The sequence below is a fragment of the Paenibacillus silvae genome (assembly GCF_014639235.1).
In the GTDB taxonomy this organism is placed as follows: domain Bacteria; phylum Bacillota; class Bacilli; order Paenibacillales; family Paenibacillaceae; genus Paenibacillus; species Paenibacillus silvae.
In genome coordinates this window covers 1-16,137 of record NZ_BMFU01000004.1, presented here as the reverse complement: position 1 = coordinate 16,137, position 16,137 = coordinate 1, and the positions used below count along the sequence as shown (strand labels likewise).

At 47.3% G+C, this 16,137-nt stretch carries 14 protein-coding genes; 3 read left to right on the top strand and 11 right to left on the bottom strand.

The genetic code is table 11. The features are described 5' to 3' along the window. Positions 1-5: 5 nt before the first annotated feature. The gene (locus tag IEW26_RS14395) at positions 6-413 is read right to left on the bottom strand and encodes a hypothetical protein (RefSeq protein WP_188592931.1); all 408 of its coding nucleotides are present in this window, start codon (positions 411-413) and stop codon (positions 6-8) included. A 146-nt stretch (positions 414-559) separates the two neighbouring features. On the opposite strand from IEW26_RS14395, the gene cysC reads away from it, so the two are divergent. Continuing rightward, positions 560-1,198, top strand: a complete 639-nt coding sequence (gene cysC, locus IEW26_RS14390) for an adenylyl-sulfate kinase (RefSeq protein ID WP_188592930.1) — start codon at positions 560-562, stop codon at positions 1,196-1,198. Between the two features lie 140 nt (positions 1,199-1,338). Here the strand turns inward: cysC and IEW26_RS14385 are convergent, their stop codons facing one another. From IEW26_RS14385 to IEW26_RS14345, 9 genes are all read right to left on the bottom strand, one after another. Then, on the bottom strand, positions 1,339-3,168 hold the full coding sequence (locus IEW26_RS14385) for an ABC transporter ATP-binding protein (protein ID WP_188592929.1): 1,830 nt from the start codon (positions 3,166-3,168) through the stop codon (positions 1,339-1,341). Next, positions 3,165-4,367 carry a nucleotidyltransferase domain-containing protein gene (locus tag IEW26_RS14380; RefSeq protein WP_188592928.1) on the bottom strand — a complete coding sequence of 401 codons (1,203 nt, stop codon included), beginning with the start codon at positions 4,365-4,367 and terminating at the stop codon, positions 3,165-3,167. Before IEW26_RS14380 ends, IEW26_RS14385 begins: the two co-directional genes overlap by 4 nt. Beyond that, entirely contained in the window at positions 4,351-4,833 is a 483-nt protein-coding gene (locus tag IEW26_RS14375; protein WP_145403041.1) for a lasso peptide biosynthesis B2 protein, read from the bottom strand. Before IEW26_RS14375 ends, IEW26_RS14380 begins: the two co-directional genes overlap by 17 nt. 4 nt (positions 4,834-4,837) lie before the next feature. Continuing rightward, the gene (locus IEW26_RS14370; protein ID WP_111271483.1) at positions 4,838-5,143 is read right to left on the bottom strand and encodes a lasso peptide biosynthesis PqqD family chaperone; all 306 of its coding nucleotides are present in this window, start codon (positions 5,141-5,143) and stop codon (positions 4,838-4,840) included. Next, positions 5,140-6,084 (bottom strand): phosphoenolpyruvate carboxykinase (ATP), encoded by a 945-nt coding sequence (locus IEW26_RS14365; protein WP_229729867.1) that lies wholly within the window; start codon positions 6,082-6,084, stop codon positions 5,140-5,142. The genes IEW26_RS14370 and IEW26_RS14365 overlap by 4 nt, the downstream gene beginning before the upstream one ends. 134 nt (positions 6,085-6,218) lie before the next feature. After that, positions 6,219-6,359 carry a paeninodin family lasso peptide gene (locus tag IEW26_RS14360; protein ID WP_111271481.1) on the bottom strand — a complete coding sequence of 47 codons (141 nt, stop codon included), beginning with the start codon at positions 6,357-6,359 and terminating at the stop codon, positions 6,219-6,221. 47 nt (positions 6,360-6,406) lie between these two features. Then, positions 6,407-8,338, bottom strand: coding sequence for an asparagine synthase-related protein (locus IEW26_RS14355; RefSeq protein WP_188592926.1), 1,932 nt, complete (start codon positions 8,336-8,338; stop codon positions 6,407-6,409). Further along, the gene (locus tag IEW26_RS14350; RefSeq protein WP_188592925.1) at positions 8,335-9,606 is read right to left on the bottom strand and encodes a sulfotransferase family protein; all 1,272 of its coding nucleotides are present in this window, start codon (positions 9,604-9,606) and stop codon (positions 8,335-8,337) included. Before IEW26_RS14350 ends, IEW26_RS14355 begins: the two co-directional genes overlap by 4 nt. A 304-nt stretch (positions 9,607-9,910) precedes the next feature. Further along, entirely contained in the window at positions 9,911-11,251 is a 1,341-nt protein-coding gene (locus tag IEW26_RS14345; protein WP_188593289.1) for an MFS transporter, read from the bottom strand. A gap of 259 nt (positions 11,252-11,510) precedes the next feature. Here IEW26_RS14345 and yhbH point away from each other — a divergent pair, with 259 nt between their 5' ends. Further along, the gene (yhbH, locus tag IEW26_RS14340) at positions 11,511-12,677 is read left to right on the top strand and encodes a sporulation protein YhbH (RefSeq protein WP_145403047.1); all 1,167 of its coding nucleotides are present in this window, start codon (positions 11,511-11,513) and stop codon (positions 12,675-12,677) included. Next, positions 12,674-14,110 carry a SpoVR family protein gene (locus IEW26_RS14335; protein WP_188592924.1) on the top strand — a complete coding sequence of 479 codons (1,437 nt, stop codon included), beginning with the start codon at positions 12,674-12,676 and terminating at the stop codon, positions 14,108-14,110. The genes yhbH and IEW26_RS14335 overlap by 4 nt, the downstream gene beginning before the upstream one ends. Before the next feature lie 1,427 nt (positions 14,111-15,537). Here the strand turns inward: IEW26_RS14335 and IEW26_RS14330 are convergent. Next, on the bottom strand, positions 15,538-16,137 hold a 600-nt coding region (locus IEW26_RS14330), incomplete at its 5' end, for a hypothetical protein (protein WP_188592923.1).

Genomic DNA, 16,137 nt, shown 5'->3' with positions numbered 1-16,137 from the left:
TAACGCTATAACCGTTTATTTTCACGTTTAGTGGAAGTCGGTTGATGAAAAAGTTCAAGCAAAGTCTGCGGCTTGCCGCTGGCAGCCAGCCACTCCTTTACCGTTTGAATAGCGCGGGTCTGACCGTCACCCTGATCGCGCCAGGTAAGCAATTCAATGACTTTGATAATAAGTGCTGACATGTTATGGTTGTCCCTTTCCGAACGCTCTGCACGCAGCTTGTGATACAACGCCTCCTGCTCCCAATCCAGCAAAATCTCATCTCCAATCGTTGGCTTCATGAGTGTATATGCTCGATTGCAGCCCCCGCAGCGAACGCTGCTTACTTGTTCCTGCATAAAATGCGTGCTCACCTCTTGCCCGCAATCAGGGCATTTGAAACCTACTTGTATATTTTGAATGTGTTCACGCATAAATATTGGCCTCCTGCTCTATGTGTATAACATCTATACCCGATATACAGACCCTTCACGCTTATTTTGCAGAAAACATTCATAGTCTATAATCTAGTAAATATGTTAAAATATTATACAAATCACAGATGTAAAGGGCGGATAACATGTCAAACGAAGATCGCAACATTACCTGGCAAGCATCAAGTCTGAGCCGGCAGGATCGCGAGAATAATAACGGGCATCACAGCCGTACCTTGTGGTTTACAGGTTTATCCGGTTCGGGCAAGTCCTCCATTGCTTTTGCCCTGGAGAGGTACCTACACGAGCAGGGAGTCCGCAGTTATGTACTGGACGGAGATAATGTCAGGCATGGACTGAACAAGGACCTTGGCTTTACTGCAGCAGATCGGCAGGAAAACCTTAGGCGTATCGGAGAAGTGTGCAAGCTGATGGTTGATGCAGGGGTGCTTGTGCTCTCCGCTTTTATCTCCCCACATGATTCGGATCGGGCCATGGTTCGCAGCATGTTTGAACCAGAGGATTTCATTGAAATCTATGTTCGTTGTTCCATAGAAGAATGTGAGCGACGTGACCCCAAAGGGCTTTACAAAAAAGCACGCAGAGGTGAAATTCCTCATTTTACAGGCATCTCTGCCCCTTATGATGTTCCACAATCTCCTTCCTTCATCATAGATACAGAACAATGCACCATTGAAGAAGCGGTCCAGGACATCATTCAGCATCTGCAACAGATCGGGGCTTTACATCTGCCTTTGAAGTCCGGCTCGGTCCTGACCAGCTAAATTTCAATCCAAACTACAATGCCAAGCAAAACTTGACGTACCAAAGGCGTACCTTGAACGGTACGCCTTTACTCATCCACTCTAGTTGACTCATTAGAGAACAAGCTCATTGATTTCCCCTCATACACAATCTATCTCTGCTACTGCCCGGCAGCACCAGCCTGCATATTCAGCAATCTGCTGAACGTGCCCACCGGATCTGCGGATAATTGCTGATAACCGCCCTCCTGAATCACACGTCCTTCCTCCAGAACGATCACGCGGTCTGCCGTACGAATGGTGGATAAGCGATGGGCAATAACAATAATGGTAACATGCCCTTTTAATTGCTCAAGCGCTTCATGGATATACTGTTCATTTTCACTGTCCAGCGCACTTGTGGCTTCATCCAAAACCAACACGGATGGATTACGGAGCATCGTGCGGGCAAGCACCAGACGCTGACGCTCACCGCCTGACAGTCGGATTCCGCGATCCCCTATGATGGTATCCAGCCCCTGGGGGAGCTTGCGAACAAACGAGGCAGAGGCAGAAAACTGAAGGGCCCGCCACATCTGCTCTTCACTCGCGTCAGGGTCGACCAGACGTAAATTTTCACGAATGCTCGTATGAAACAAAAAAGGGTCCTGGGATACATAACCAATCGAACTGCGCCAACTAAGCAATCCTTCCTCGGTCAAAGATTTCCCGTCGATCAGGATATTCCCGCTCTCAGGCCGCATAAGCCCCATAATCAGGTCGATTAATGTGCTTTTGCCTGCCCCCGACTTACCAACAATCGCCGTCATGCCTTTGGCCGGAATGGCTGCGTACACATTCGACAACGAATAGTTATCATTTCCTTCGTAACGGTAATATACATCCTGACAGATAATGGAGTCCTTGAGATCCACGGGAACGATAGAATGAGCCGGTGCAGCAGTAGATTGTGGCGCTGCAACTATACTTTCACTGATTTCACGGCTTTTCCCGGTTTGTACCTGCAGTTCTCTCACGATTCGAAATGCAGGCAGCATGGAACTTATGTACTCCAGATTGGACTGAATAGCTGTAAATCTCGGCCATAATCGTGAAAAAATCAAAATAATCAATAACAAACTGGCTGGAGGCACTGACATCACACGTAGTGATAAATAGATAAACGCTGCGATAATTAACGCCGCAGACACACGATGAATCAGTTGTGTACCCGTATTGAGCTGACTGAACTGCACAACATTGCGCTCAATACGTCTACACATACGATCAAACCAATGGATATGTGAATGCTCAAGCATATTACTCTTGATGTCTTTGATTCCATTAAAATGCTCGGTGATCCCGTTATAATACATTTGTGACAATTCCGTCGTTTGATCTCCGATTTGTTTCGCACGTCTCACAAATGTTCTGAGCAGGAAAAACAATACTAGACCGCAAACAAGCACAAGCGCCGTTAACCTGGCAGATAACCAGAAAGCCAGGCCAATCTGAATCGCAGTAAAAACAAGCGAAGCCGCCATCTGCAGCAAAATGCTCGTTCCCTGGCTGACACGTGCAAGCTCGGTCGTTAATATATGGTTAAAATCGGATTTTCGTTTTGGGAGAAAAAAGGACCACTTTGCCATAAGGATGGCGCTGTAGGTTTCCATACGCAGCGTTCGTATAAATTGCTGCTGAATGCGGGCATTACGAATCGTCTGAAGGCGCTGCATCCACGCCTGTCCTGACACGATCAGTACAAAGGTAAGCAATACCAGGATTAATTGATAATGCTGCGAGAATTGATGGAGAAAGTCAGTTAACCAAGGAATGTGTATTCCGGAAGAGCCCATATCAAAAATGCCGATCAGAGTCAGCATTGGAACCAGCATATATATGCCGATGCCCTCCATTAAGCCAATGCAGATCATACCTAGCAGATTCCAATATAATACAGGCCCCGTAACGTGGTGAAGTTTTCGCATAAAATAACGCAATTCAGAATTCATACTTTACTCCTCTCTGTTACTGTGCTTCTTTTCAAGCGTCGCCAGAACCAGAGAAACGGGCGTAACGGGAAATATAAAAAGTACAGTGATCGTGGAAGCGGCAGCTGATGCACATCCCATGTGCTTGGATATAAACGTTCAATGAAGAAAAACCATTTCTGCCTGGTGCTGCGCAGGGCAAATAAATAAGAGTTATACTGATTTAAATCTGCTGGGCTGTCCAGCATATCCTTCATAAACAGCACGCTTTCTTTAGCCAATCGTTTTCCAGCACGCACATTCATCGACATGATGGATCTATATGCCTCATTAAGTGGGGTATGCAGCAGATTGGAAACGAGATGTAGTGTCTGCGAGCCGATGGACAAACGTGCTTCTTCTTTCAGGCGACGCTCGATCTTATTCACATCCAGTGGCATCGTACGAATCATCTGGTCGATATCGAGCAGCCAGCGCAGCCTGAACCAGCCATGCCTTGCACCATGAGTCACCAGATAAACCCATAAATCCTCTGCTTCCAGCATACGTACAGGTGTCTGGGTATACGTACTGAACCGGCTTCGCTGCCACAACAATTCAAAGTCGCTTTCCCGGCCGGAGTCCGGATTGAGCCGCCAGTGAATCTCGATCTGTGTTCGCTTGAGCGGATGAATATAACAGATATGATGCTCCCGCCATTTCCAACTGCGGACCGTCAGAGCTCGTTCCCCCTCCTTGCACTGGTAACCAAGTCCCTGAAGAGTTCTCGCAGCAGCTTCTACATCCTGAACAGGAATTAAAATATCCAGATCTTTGGAGGTTCGCATAGATACGTCTCCATACAGATCATGAGCCAATGCGGGACCTTTCAGCGTAATGTTTCGAATGCCATGCTCACGAAAAGCTCCGCACACTTGTTCCATCTCGGCCGTTAACTGCAGCATACGGAACGTATTCATCGTATACTGCTGCTTCAAGCTTTCCATCACCGCCTGAGGAACGGGCAGCGCTGTCTCCTTTTTCAAATAAAGGTACATTACAGAATACAGTCGATGATGATAGACAAGACGTAAAAAAAGCGACCAATCCACACCGTGCAGCTGGCCCTCAATCTCCTGGGAAGTCAGAGCTGTCATATCCCCTCTAAGCATGCTCAAGATCAGTCTGAGCTCCTTTGGTAACTCTGCTGCATACTGCTCATTTTCATGTGTTATAGACAATCTCCCCGGCTCCCTTCTCAGGACATCGTTTGCCAAATACGCCAACTACCGTGTATTGGTCCATCGTGTCTGCTCCAGTCACGATCAGTTTTCCGCTTCGCAGCCAGGCGTGAGCCATCAGCTGCCCCTGCTCATTCTTAGCTGTCCCCATATACAGTGTGCTTTCAATATGACGTCGTTCCAGCATTTTCATTGCAGCTACAGCCATGACAAGGCAACTGCTTTCCCATAACGTGTATTTGGCAGCAATCATTACTGCCTTGGATATGCTCCTTATCATAGCGATCTGGTCGCGGTTCAACCCGGTCAGCGGCGTTTCGAACATCGGAGCGCCAAGCCCTGGAGCAATTTTAGCGAACGGCTTCGCCTTCTGTATGCGTGCCCACGCAAGCAGAACATAAGCTTCCCACACCAAACGTCGCATCGAACCAGAGAGCTTGAAAAAAGCTTTTATTTTACGAAACATCTCATCATACTCCGCTGGATACGGTAACGTCGATTAAATCTTCACGCAGCAGATGCTGCAAAAAAGAGACAACCTGCTCCCCGCATCGTTCAGGCTCAATATCATACTCTGCCGCGAGTGCCTGAATCAATTGATCCAGTGTTTGCTCTTCGGCAATCAGTTCCCAGATCCGTCCGCCTGTGCTTCCCAGATTGTAATATTTACCGGAAGCGATGCTCATCATGACCTTCTCCCCGCCCATATCACTGACCAGATTGCCTTCCTTGCGAGTGACCCGGTCATTTGCGTTGATTTTTGTGCTGGCTGTCATAATTCTGTATGCACCCCTTTGCGTATATGAGTAATGATTCGTTCTACCATCTCAAATGCTGTAAAATGTGAACCTGTCCTGCTTAATCTGTTAACCTCGACACTGGCCGAAAGTCTTGAAGCTGTTTCAAACAGCCATTGAGCCAGACCCTGACGTGCGATCAGTCCCCCGCGAAACGTATGCGAGCATAACAAATGAAGGCGCTCCAGACCAATAACCTGCTCCAGCTGTACGGGCCCCGGTTCATGATCCGGCTGTGGTACAAGCTCAAATATTGCTGCAAGCGGCACGGATCTTTCATAAAAATAATGCTGAACCGGTATAGCATACTTCGTGATTTCGGCATGCACGGTTGCATAGTTTTGCTTATTCATGCCGAAGCCATCCAGACTGGGCTGCCATAACTTCTGCTGCGGATATCCCGGCGACACGATCGCCCTTCCACCAGCATCCCAGGTCAGTGCAACGACATCATCCGTGAGAAGCGGGTAACCGCGTGAAGCAAGCGCAGCGGATAATGTCGATTTTCCTGCTCCTGAATGTCCGACAAAGGCATATGCCCATCCATCCACAACAACGGCGCTTCCATGGAGTGGAAGAATGCCGCGCTGCATCATAATAACGGCCATACATGTCCCAAGGAGGAACAACCGCACTTTTTTCTCATCCGCACCCGGTACCGGAGATACCATAATCCTTTTGCCTTGCTCCATATAAAACAAACCCGTTTCTTCGATTTTGAAAAAAAGACAACCGTCCCGCGCCACAAAGTTGTCGCTCCCCACATCCCATTGCGTCCATAATCCCGTCAGATCTCGGGACTCGATATGCACATCAACTTGCCTTTTCCTCCCTGCTTCAGGTGCCACTAGCTGCAATTCGGGCATAACGATCTGACTCGACCAGATTAACCCGTAAGCTTCATAATGCACAGGCAACAATAAGGATGCCTCCTTCATTTATTCATATAAGAAAAAGCCCTGATATTCATCTGCTCAATATTAGGGCGGAGGCGAAAAAGCTAGACTGGATGCAATTCCGCCCTATTAGTTTGGTTTACTATGGGAAAACAAGATTAAGACGTTGTTGGATCGTACAAATCAGCATCATGATCCGTAACCCAGTCAATTTGTCTATAGCCAGTACCAGCCATAGTTTTATTAACGTCCAATACTTCAAGTGCCGGAGCTTGCCATTCCTTTTTTTCGTTTTGCATCGTATTCACCTCCTTTCATGAGCATTGGCCGCGCTCTTTACTATGAATCAGAACCTCTGAATAAACCGGTATACAATGAGACTATGCATCATTAATCGCAAGTCCGGATGAGATGCCAGCTCAGGTCTCGGACTCGGTAGATTAGACAAAGCTGTACTAATCCGATCCGTGTTTAATATGCCTGCAACCTGACTGTCAGAACATAATGTCCTAAGTTCGGAAGTAAAAGCTTCCCAATCAGGCAGGATGCGATGCAGCCAATCGGCAGGTTGTACTCCCCTTACACGCTGATTAAGTCTCACCTTATCCGGCAATTCCGGTGATGCAGCGCGACGGATCAAGGAGCGATCGGTCCCTTGACGTACATACTGTTCAATAGGTACAGCGAGACAGAATTGAATGACTCTCGGATCACTCGTCGGGTCTCGCTCCCAAGCTCTGTACCTAAGAGAGCATTTGGTAGCGACAGTACCATTTTTATTTGCAATCGCCAGATTATTGAATTTGTCGGCCCTTACTTTAAGCGCATTCGCCTGTGCACCACCCTGTTGTACGATGATGGAGCCGAGTCGGTCCAGCACACCCGTTTTTGCGGCAAAGTCCGGATGTATCAATGGAGCTCCCAACGCTGGAGCTGCACCCTTATTTTTCGTTTGGAACCATTGTGGAAAAGCCTTCCGGCCTGTAATTCTGGCGATGCGTGATAACGCCATACCCGTCCGTCCGCTGTACTGCTGCATCTCGCGGAACCAGCGGAAGTAACGGCCGCTTTTCAGCAAGCTGGCATAATAGTCCAGTGCAGGCCCCCATGAGATGGTGAAATTACCGCGTGCTCCTGTTAATAGAACACCTGCGTCCTGTTCACTCGCTTTTTCATAGAATCCGCGTATCCAAAATGAATTTTCAAAGTATTTATAAGGCATCTCCAGCATATTCAGCCACGTATCCACTTCGCTGAGCGGACTCCGACCTTCGAAATCCAGATAGTTTTCCGAGATATTGCCTACATGGCTAACCGTAGACTGAATGAAAGGTCGCTCATCTGCCAGTAAGGTTTTCGACGTATAATCAGTGAAATCCGGAACAGGCACATAGCTGTAAGCATGCAGCTGCTTTCCTTGGCTTCGAAGGGTGCCAGATGCAAACCCAACGACGGAACCCGAATCCAATCCACCGCTTAAAGCGGCAGCGACCTGTCTATGTGTTCGCAAGCGTGCTCCAACAGCCTGGCTAAATACATCACGAAAAGCCTCTATATATTCATCATCTGATCTGAGCCTGAGCGGCTCCACGTTATCCCAGCGATGATACTGCTTCATTTCGACCTTGCCGCTTCGAAACGTGAGTGTATGCGCTGAGGGCAGTTGATTTATTCCGCGATACACCGTTGCGTGAATATTTGCCGTATCAAGCATGTCTGGTATAGCCAGAAAATCAGATAACCAGGTTTCATCAAGTGACTTCTGAACCCCTTCAAGTTCAAGCAAGGGTTTCATCAACGTACAGAATGCAAATCGCGGACCATCAAGACGGTAGTATAAAGTTCTCATGCCTGTAATATCTCTTGCCGCAAACAGTGTGCGGCGGCGTTCATCCCAAATTGCAAACACAAAGTCGCCCAGCAAATGAGTGGCCACCTCTTCTCCCCAGCGCTGATATGCCAGCAGTATCAACTCACTGTCGGCCATGGCGATGAGTGCCGATCTTGAAATCCGCAGCTGCTCTGCCAGCTGTTCACGGTTATCCAGAATGGCATCAGCGGTAATCGTCAATTTGCTCTCTTCGTCATACAGAGGTAATCTCTCGTAGACGGACTCTGGTGTGATCCACTGGGCATGACAGCTGAGAAAGGCTTCATCCCCCTTCCATACCCCCGTCGTATCTGCAGGGATATGTCCAAGGCTGGCATATAACCGCCAGCTATCCTCCCATAGCGCCTGTTGACCATTCATATGTACTATTCCCGCTATGGCACTCATGACTTTCCTCCCCGAACCATCTTACGCTGGGATGCCCATGCGCTGATCTGATGACCAAATGGTATCCATGATTTAATTCGCTGCAATTTATGGTGAGCAGAGGCAAGCTGTTTCCTCAAACGCTGCTGTTCGGTATAGCCATGTTCCAGGCGTTGGTCCGCTGCCCTAAGTGCCGCCTGAAGCTGTCTAATCGTAACCATCGCCTCAAGTGTCGGGTCCGACTTCACAGAAGGCCCAGTCCCTTCGTCGCTTTGAGACGAGGCCGCTTTCACGATGTCGCCATAGCCCGGTGCCTTCATGCGGTAGTCCGGCTCCCAGCTACATCCCGTTGCTGCGGCCAGCTGCTGGTGAAGCCGCTCCATAAGTTCATGATCAGGCTCAGCTGCCACCCGGACTCCTGTCCATTGTTCCGCTTCCATCAGCTGCTCACTATATCCCATTCGGTGAAACAGATTCGCACCCAGTACACGGCAGTACAATTCGATTTCTTGCCGATCCAGTATGTTTTTCCAGTTGTTAACAGAATCTTGATGTGCTTCCTCATGGGTTGAAAGATATGGATCCCCCACCCCCATACTATAAAACATGTCCGCTTTGGTACTGTTCACATACTGCCCGTACCGTTCCATGCCCTGTTCATAAGAAATACCAAGAAAAGCACATAATTTCTCAAGCTCTTCCTGCGGTCTCATCACCAACTGCTCATACTTCAATGCATAGGCTAACCGATGTGGCTCGCTGAAGTACGCATCTAAACGAGCTAATCCAAGTGTAAGATCAATAGCCTTCATATTAAGCTTTGAGCTGTGAAGACTTTCCATCAGATTAAAGCCTTCGCCGATATTGCGATTTACTTTTTTGAAGGATGCCGCTATAGAAAGGGGATTGCGCTGCAGGTGAATACGTCTGGACTGAGGGAACAAACGATCCAGCCATTCCAGCATATAATAATACCGCGGAGATTTATCAACGATGAAGTCTGCTCCGCTCCCTTCCAGGAACCCATTATATATTTCAAGAGCAAAGCTTCTACATGCCTTTTCGTAATGTTCTTCGGACACCATCGCTTGATAAAATTGACGAATAATGGAACTACCACCGTATGCGCGAGCATCAGCCCTGGATAAATCAACAAGATTCATCAGGAACCACATCTCCTGTGTGGCAAATATACGGCTGTGATTTTGCAGCATTACTGTGGATAACGAACTGCCACTTCGAGGAATGCATAACAAAAGGACAAGTCCGTTTCCTTGCGTATCTATCAATGGCAGCCTCTCCTCTGTATATTAATAAATATGCGGTGTGGGATCGGATTTACCGGGTAATCATGTTTTGTCATTGACAGGCCGTTTCGACACTCTCAGATACAATATGTATTTATACCATTACTCTATGATACAATATGTATCATGTCAATCTTTTATTTTCACCTTTTCATAATTTCTTCACGTTCACTGTTTCTTCATTTAATGATGCTTATGTGCGCATGCCAAAAGCCCCGGACCTCTGTTCTGTCAGGAACAATGTCTGGAGCCTGGATAAAACTTCAGCGAACAATCCGGACTGCGTTTAATGAGTAAATGGCACACCTGTCGCATTCCCCGCTATATTCATGCCTCGGATGCGTTCCTGTTCCTCCTGATCAGCTAACCCGGCGTCCTGTATCCCTCTCTGCACATTCACCATCAACAGCATGACAATGCCTGCTGCAAAAAAGAAAATCAGTGACAGAATCCCCCAGCGCGTGGAGCCCGTAATCTGTCCAACATAACCGAATACGAACGGACCAAAGATCGAAGCGAATTTGCCTGTTATATTAACGAATCCAAAATACTCTCCCGTGCGACCAGCCGGCATCAGGTTGCTAAACAGAGAACGAGCGGTCGATTGACTTATCCCCTGCACCACCCCTACGAGGCCGGCGAGAATATAGAAATGCAGCGCTTGGGTCATAAAATATCCCAGAACGACAATACAGATATATACGCTTAAACTTACAATCAACACCCGCTTCGCTCCCCACCGCTGAGCCCATGCACCAAGCAGCAGTGTACACGGAAAACCGATGAACTGTGTAAGCAGCAGCGCCAGCATCAGGTCACTTGTACCTATTCCAATGCTTGTGCCGTAGATGGTTGCCATGAGAATAATGGTGTTAATGCCATCATTGAAAAACCAGAATGCCACCAGCATGCGAAGCAGCTGCGGAAAACGCCGAATCTGACCAAAGGTTTGACGCAAGCGCCGTACGCCCACCTTGGCATATCCCGTCCACGATGCAGGCAGCTCAGGAGATGCAGATCGTCTCGGTGCATGGCGGAAAATGGGGATGGAAAACAGCAGCCACCATAACGCAACCGAAACAAATGCAAGTCTCGTGCCAGCCAGTGTATCCGGCAACCCGAACCAGCCTGGCTGCTGAATCATCAGCAGATTGATGGCGAGCAGCAGCCCACCGCCAATATAACCATAGGCATACCCTTTAGACGACACCATATCCCTTCGTTCTGCGGGGACAAGATCGGGCAGCATGGCATCATAGAACGTATTGCCACCAGCAAAGCCAATCGTGGATAACACCAGCAGTGCAGAGGCAAGCAGCCAATCCCCTTCTCCGATTATACTGAAACCTAATGTGGCGACAACTCCGGTGATCGTAAAGACACGCAGAAAGTTGCCTTTTCGTCCAGACAGATCAGCCAGCGTTCCCAATAAAGGCGTTAACAGGGCCACACACAGCATTCCGATCGAATGTGTGTAGGCAAGGTAGGAAGCTGCAGTATCCTTATCGACTGTCGCCGCTGCGACAGAAGCATAAAATACGGGCAGCACTGCTGCCAGTACCGTTGTTGCATAAGCCGAATTGGCCCAGTCATACATAATCCAGGCTTTTACCGCACGTTTATCCACACATAATCCTTCCTTTACACGCATCAGCATTCGATGCTCAGAATCAGTCTCTTTCCTCTATTGTAAAGGAAAGAAATCACATTGGATCATGATTTTTGTAAAATTTCCGGCATGTATCGTTTATCAGTGCGTCGTGAAGGCAATTTCGCCATATTTCATTCATTTTAGTTGAGTCCGCATCACATATCGTCCCCAACCGTGAATATACTTAATTACCGACAGGCCAAACTGTGCCGCGTAATCAATGGGGGGTGCCTACATGTCAAATTCACACCAGCCTTACTCGTTCGTCGTATCCCGGGAAGATTGGTCGCTTCACCGCAAAGGGTACCAGGACCAGCAGCGCCATCAGCAAAAGGTGAAAGATGTCATTAAGCAGAATCTGCCTGATCTGATTACTGAAGAAAATATTATCATGTCCGATGGACAACAAATCATCAAGGTACCAATCCGCAGTCTGGATGAGTACCGTTTTGTGTATAACTACCAGAAGCAAAAACATGTCGGTCAAGGCGACGGGGACAGCCAGGTTGGCGATGTCATTGGTCGTGACCCTGCGTCTCAAAAGCCCGGCAAGGGCGAAAAAGCTGGCGATCAGCCTGGCCATGACATTGTAGAAGCCGAGGTCAGCATCGAGGAACTGGAAGACATTCTGTTTGCTGAGCTGGAGCTGCCGGACCTGAAACAGAAAGATAAAGATCTGATCGAGACACATACCGTCGTTTTCAACGATATTCGTAAGAAGGGCATGCAGTCCAACATCGACAAGAAACGTACGATACTGGAGAACCTGCGCCGCAACGCAACCACGGGCAATCCGGGCATTCACCATATCAGTCCGGACGATCTTCGTTACAAAACATGGGAAGACAAAATTATCCCTCAGTCCAATGCGGTCATTATTGCCATGATGGATACATCAGGGTCGATGGGGTCATTTGAAAAATATTGTGCCCGCAGCTTTTTCTTCTGGATGACCCGTTTCCTGCGCCGTCAGTACGAGAAAGTTGAGATCGTGTTTCTGGCCCACCATACCGAAGCCAAGGAAGTGACCGAAGAGGAATTTTTCACTCGCGGTGAAAGCGGCGGCACGATCTGCTCCTCTGTATATATGAAGGCACTGGATATTATCGATAAGCGCTACCCGCCTTCCAGCTATAACATTTACCCGTTCCATTTCTCGGATGGTGATAACCTGACCTCGGATAATGAACGGTGCGTGAAGTTGATCGGAGAGCTGATGAAGCGCAGCAACATGTTCGGGTACGGTGAGGTGAACCAGTACAACCGCAGCAGCACACTGATGTCCGCTTATCGCCATATCAAGATCGATCAGTTTATGTATTACGTCATCAAGGAAAAAGGTGAAGTGTACAAAGCGTTGCGCAGCTTTTTTCAAAAAAGAGAAGGAGGCAGCCTGGGATGACCGATGAAATCCGCGAACTGGAATACGCCATTGCCGAAATTATGGAGATTGCCGATGGATTCGGCCTCGACTATTACCCGATGCGCTACGAGATCTGCCCGTCGGATATCATCTATACCTTTGGTGCGTACGGCATGCCAACGAGGTTCAGCCATTGGAGCTTTGGCAAAACCTTTCACAAGATGAAGATGCAGTACGATTTTGGTCTTAGCAAAATTTATGAGCTCGTGATCAACTCCAACCCTTGTTACGCCTTTCTGCTCGATGGCAACTCCTTGATCCAGAACAAGCTGATTGTAGCCCACGTGCTGGCTCACTGCGACTTTTTCAAAAACAATGCCCGCTTCTCCAAGTCCAACCGCAATATGGTGGAAAGCATGGCCGCCACGGCAGACCGCATCAGCAACTATGAGATGGAATATGGTACAGAGGCTGTGGAATCCTTCATCGACGCCGTTCTCGCCATTCAGGAGCATGTAGACCCGCAGCTCATCAAACCGCGACACCTGGATAAACAGCGCTACATGGAGATGAAAATCCGTGAGCAGCGTGGGGAGAAAACACCCAAACCGGAAGGTCAATATGACGATCTGTGGTCACTCGACCAGCTGCAGGTTGAAGAAAAACCGGCTGACAGCGTGCAGGTGCATCATTTCCCGCCGGAGCCGGAGAAGGATATTATGTGGTTTATTCAGGAGTTCTCCGAGGTGCTCACCGATTGGCAGCGGGACATTATGAGTATGATGCGCGAAGAAATGCTCTACTTCTGGCCGCAGATGGAAACCAAAATCATGAACGAGGGCTGGGCTTCGTACTGGCATCAGCGTATTATACGCGAGCTCGACCTGAGCAGTGAGGATACGATCGAATTTGCCAAGCTGAATTCTTCTGTCGTGCAGCCATCCAAGCAGAGCCTGAATCCATATTATCTGGGACTGAAAATCTTCGAGGACATTGAGCACCGCTGGGATCACCCTACGCGTGAGGAGCAAGAACGCTGGGGCCGACAACCAGGTCAAGGCCGGGCCAAAATGTTCGAGGTACGCGAGTTCGACTCGGACACCTCCTTTATCCGCAACTACATGACCAAGAAGTTAACGGAAGACCTGGATCTCTACGTGTTCGAGAAAAAAGGCCCGGACTGGAAGATCACCGACAAATCCTGGGAGAACATCCGCGACCAGCTCGTATTCTCCCGTATTAACGGCGGTTCGCCGTATCTGGTCGTACAGGACGCAGACTACCTGCGCACTGGCGAGCTGGTGCTGAAACACCAGTATGAGGGCATTGAGCTGGACCTGAAATACATGGAGCGTACTCTTCCGTATCTGTACCGCCTCTGGGGGCGCACGGTGCATGTCGAGACCCGTGTGGAGGAAAAGCCGATCTGGTTCACCTACGACGGCAAAAAGCACCATCGCAAGTTCTTGTGAGCATTGAAGTTAAGCTTACATGAGCATTAGAGTTAATATTACGGTAACACAAAAGCGGCAAGTTCCTGATACAGATCGTGAACTTGCCGCTTTCTATGTTATAGCAAGAATTTCATAAATTAAAAGGAACACGTCAACGCTTAACAGAATCGAATACACAACTCATTGTTTCTTATATACCGTCTTCGGCATCCTTCATTTTGTAATCGCCGATTGCGCCCAATGTCGTTGATTTTGTCTTGAACTCGAATCCAACCTTCGAACCTTCCCTCGGCGCGACCATTTCTTGACCGGTTTCGAAACGATCTCTTCTGCTTGGCGACTATATGAACGTTCGACCCGCGTTATTTTCTTCTTCTTCCCAATTTTAGTTTTCACGTCCCTTCCCTTCTTAGGGATAAGGTATTTCTTTTCAATTATTTCTCCTTTCAATCAATTTTTTTAAAGTAGTCAACATAAATTGTTAAAGATAGTGTTAAAAATCAAAAAATAGTAACAGAAATTATTTATTCATATTTCATAAACAATCCAGTTATATTCGAAAGAGACTCCAGAGGGAATTGTAGGATAAAAGTAAGTTTATTGGAATTCAATAAAATCAAGTATGTTGCAGCTACATTAATAGTATTCACCATAATAAATATCAGTTTATTATTATGAATATACTGATCGCTAAGAGGAGAGCCTAACCCCCGTCAAGGAGTTAGGCTCTTGTCATGCAGTCTGTAAGTTCTGAGTCACATTCTTCTTTTGCCAATGTTATTAAATGCCCAAGTTGCCAATATAAAATAGAATCAGATCGGATGCACGCCGTCATCGATGCTCTGCTGAATGATCTGAAATCGCAAAATCTGGAGAATGTTAGTTCTTCGGTATATGATCTAGAAACCAGGGATGACAGCACCAAGCTGGTACATGTCCTTACGGACATTTGACGAGCCGGATTGAAACACTCGGTGGTAAGGTTAAACAATTTTCAAGCCATCTTCAGTACCTCGATCTAGGACGTGTCTTGAAACCTACTGAAGTGCATCTTTTACCGCCTTCAGAGTTTTCAAACACGCCCTAATTGAAAGCAAACTCCGCAGAAATCACACGCAACATCAAGTCCATAAACGTTATGAGCAGCCAGAATAATGCTCACGATATTCTCAAGATGGTGACTTAACTGGTTCAGCAAGCTATTTTCACTCCAACAACTAGGGAAGTAAAAATGTTATTACTAAAGGGGAAATCGCAATTCAAACCAGAAACAGCCTCGTCAGAACGATTATCACTTAACCCCCTAGACGGGAAGGTTGTTTTTTTAGTGAGCCTGGTTAATGAACCTACGTGGACAAGTTCTCGGTTTTTGGGTCATGCTTGTCCATCGCAAGTGCTCAAATCTCGATAATGAGATAGGCACGCGACAATAAAAAATTTAAGGTTTAAGGAGAAGATATAACATCAATAGTAATTGTCAGATCTTTTCCACTTTGCAAAGCGGATCCTTTTATCGTAATAGTACCTTTACCACTATTATTCGTTATGGTTCCATGAACACCATCAAGTATTGCAGTAATTTCATTTTCAGGCCATCTAGTACCGTTCAGAGATAGTCCAGCAAAGTCACCATCGAATATTATCATTGATCTTTCTAAAGGTTGACCAATAAATTCATCTCCTGTTAACTTAACATACAAATTTATCCATATTTGACCATCTGATAAACTAGTTATTGGTTGACCATTATCATTGAGGGATACTTCTGCCGTTGCCAGGTTCTCAGCCGCTAGATCAGCATCTGATTTAATCACATCAATTGCAGATTTCGCTGCCGCTAATGCTGAGGCTACGCCTGCTTCATCTGTTGCTGCGTCAATATTAGCTTTACCCGTGGTGATTGCAGCTGTTAATGCAGTTCCATTTATGGTGTAATCTGCCGGATCTACATAGCTGTCTAATTGACCTCCAGCTGTTGTTTTTGCCGTTGCCAGGTCGTCAGCTGCTAGATCAGCATCTGATTTAATCGCATCAATTGCAGATTT